The sequence below is a fragment of the Streptomyces anatolicus genome (genome assembly GCF_019400875.1).
Classification (GTDB): domain Bacteria; phylum Actinomycetota; class Actinomycetes; order Streptomycetales; family Streptomycetaceae; genus Streptomyces; species Streptomyces anatolicus.
The window spans coordinates 1-2782 of sequence record NZ_WMBF01000670.1 but is presented as its reverse complement, the minus strand read 5'-3'; the positions used below and the strand labels follow the sequence as shown (position 1 = coordinate 2782).

Genomic DNA, 2782 nt, shown 5'->3' with positions numbered 1-2782 from the left:
CCCGAGGTCCGCGACACCCGCGACCCTCCCGACACCCGTGACACGAACTGCCCATCCTCTTCCTCGGCCGCCCGGACGGACGACTGCGGAGAATACGTGACAACCTGCGCCCCCGGGCCGTGCGCCTGAAGAGCCAGAGGGCGCCCCCGAAGAAGTCCGAGGCCTCGGTGTTGCCCGGGGAGGCCCGAGGTGCTCTCCGAGAAGACCCTCGCGTCCATGCCCGACAGCAGCCCATAACCCAAGCCACGCAACACGACCCCGGATCCCAACTCCCCCCGACCCTCCCTGGATTACTCGCACGAAATGCGCGCTTGCGCACGCGCACGACCGCCTAGGATCCGAACGACGCCCGTCCGTGCCCCCAGCATGGCGGGCGTCACCCCGAGGAAAGAGAGCCAGCCGTGCGAGCGGGCAGACGACGCACAAAGCGGGCTGCGGCTCCACCCTGTGGGGAAGAGCCTGCCACCGGCTCGTACTGCCCTCGGATTTCCACTCTCTCCGGCTGTACCGCCGTCCGTCCGGCAAGACCACCTTCTCGGGCGTCGGCGGCCGGGAGCGCGCTCGCGAGCACTCGCGTACGTTCCCGCCGGGTGGGCTGATCGTCGGACCCGCTTGCTCCGGTGCTGCCCGCCCCCGCGTTCCTCCCACTGCGATGCGGTCCGGCAGGAATATGGCCCGGTCCGCGACCATGCCCTTGGCGGGGCCCCTCACGAGTAAGCCGTCGATCGCCCGGCTCAGGTCCTCGGCGCGACGCAGCGGATCGTACGGAGAAACGACGAAGGCCCGGACCGTCGAGCGGTCCGGGCCTTCTGCCGGCGGAGGATACGAGATTCGAACTCGTGAGGGGTTGCCCCCAACACGCTTTCCAAGCGTGCGCCCTAGGCCACTAGGCGAATCCTCCGCCGCAAACAATACAAGACGTTGGGCAGTGCTCGCGAACACGGTCCCGAGGCGGCCGTCGTGATCGTCCGCGAGGGCCGTTCCGTCGCCACCCGGCGTCGCTTCCGGGGCCGGGGATCCGCTACTGTGGGGGCCAGCCCCTCACGTGGCGCTATCTGACTGAACTCCCCCAGGGCCGGAAGGCAGCAAGGGTAGGTCGGCTCTGGCGGGTGCGTGAGGGGCGCTTTGCGTTGGGGCGGTCCGGGTTGTCAGTGGTCGCCTATAACCTCGTATGCGTGTCGTCTCTCGCGTTGTACCGCCGTTATCGCCCGGAGTCGTTCGCCGAGGTCATCGGGCAGGAGCATGTGACAGACCCGCTGCAGCAGGCGCTGCGGAACAACCGGGTCAATCACGCGTACCTGTTCAGTGGCCCGCGCGGCTGCGGCAAGACGACGAGCGCGCGCATCCTGGCCCGCTGTCTCAACTGTGAGCAGGGTCCCACCCCCACGCCCTGCGGCGAGTGCCAGTCCTGCCGCGACCTGGCGAGGAACGGCCCGGGTTCGATCGACGTCATCGAGATCGACGCGGCGTCGCACGGTGGCGTGGACGACGCCCGTGACCTGCGTGAGAAGGCCTTCTTCGGCCCCGCCTCCAGCCGGTACAAGATCTACATCATCGACGAGGCCCACATGGTCACCCCGGCGGGCTTCAACGCCCTGCTGAAGGTGGTCGAGGAGCCCCCGGAGCACCTCAAGTTCATCTTCGCGACGACCGAGCCCGAGAAGGTCATCGGCACGATCCGTTCGCGTACGCACCACTATCCGTTCCGGCTCGTGCCCCCCGGCACGCTCCGGGAGTACCTCGCCGAGGTCTGCGGCCGCGAGGACGTGGCCGTCGAGGACGGCGTGCTTCCGCTCGTCGTGCGGGCCGGTGCCGGGTCGGTGCGTGACTCGATGTCCGTCATGGACCAGCTGCTCGCCAGCGCGGGCGAGGCGGGTGTGACGTATGCCATGGCGACCTCCCTGCTGGGGTACACGGACGGTTCGCTGCTCGACTCCGTGGTCGAGGCCTTCGCCTCGGGGGACGGGGCGGCGGCCTTCGAGGTCGTGGACCGCGTCATCGAGGGGGGCAACGACCCGCGGCGCTTCGTCGCCGACCTCCTGGAGCGCCTGCGCGACCTGGTGATCCTCGCGGCCGTGCCGGACGCCGCCGACAAGGGGCTCATCGACGCCCCCGCGGACGTCGTGGAGCGGATGCAGGCGCAGGCCGGTGTCTTCGGAGGCGCCGAGCTGAGCCGCGCGGCCGACCTCGTGAACGACGGCCTGACGGAGATGCGGGGCGCCACCTCGCCCCGGCTCCAGCTCGAGCTGATCTGCGCGCGCGTGCTGCTTCCCGCCGCGTATGACGACGAGCGTTCCGTCATGGCCCGCCTCGAGCGCCTTGAGCGCGGCGGGAATTTCGTCCCGGGCGGGCAGGGTCCCGGCCCCGCGATGGCGTACGTGCCCGGGCCCGAGGCCCACGCAGGGGGCGCGCCGGTTCCTTCGGGGGGCGGTGCCGCTGCCGTGCGTGCGGCTGTACGAGGGTCCGGGGCGCCGCAGACCGGCCCGGCCCCGGAAGCGGCGGTCCCGGCTGCTCCGGAGGCGGTCGCCGCCCCGGCGCCGCAGGCCGCGGCTCCTCCCGTTGCCCCGGCCGCTCCCCCCGCTGCTCCTCCTGCCGCTCCCGCCGCTTCCTCGGCGGAGCGGAGGCCCGGGGGCTGGCCGACGGCTTCGGCACCGGGTGGCGGCCCCGCGCCGACGAGTGCGCCCCCTGCCTCTGCCCCCGCTCCCGCTCCGGAGTCGGCGCCGAGGCCGGGTGGCTGGCCGACCGCGGCGCCCACGGGCAGCGGACCGTCGCAGGCCCCCGC

Annotated in this window: 1 protein-coding gene, 1 tRNA gene and 1 other RNA gene; 2 read left to right on the top strand and 1 reads right to left on the bottom strand. The window is 72.0% G+C overall.

Annotated elements, in window-relative coordinates; all coding sequences use genetic code 11:
• Window positions 1-816: 816 nt before the first annotated feature.
• Window positions 817-901, bottom strand: a tRNA-Ser gene (locus tag GKQ77_RS31175).
• 131 nt (window positions 902-1032) lie between these two features.
• Here GKQ77_RS31175 and ffs point away from each other — a divergent pair.
• Window positions 1033-1131: signal recognition particle sRNA small type (ffs, locus tag GKQ77_RS31170), an RNA gene on the top strand.
• A gap of 44 nt (window positions 1132-1175) precedes the next feature.
• The coding region (locus GKQ77_RS31165; RefSeq protein WP_219692471.1) for a DNA polymerase III subunit gamma and tau at window positions 1176-2782 on the top strand (1607 nt) is incomplete at its 3' end.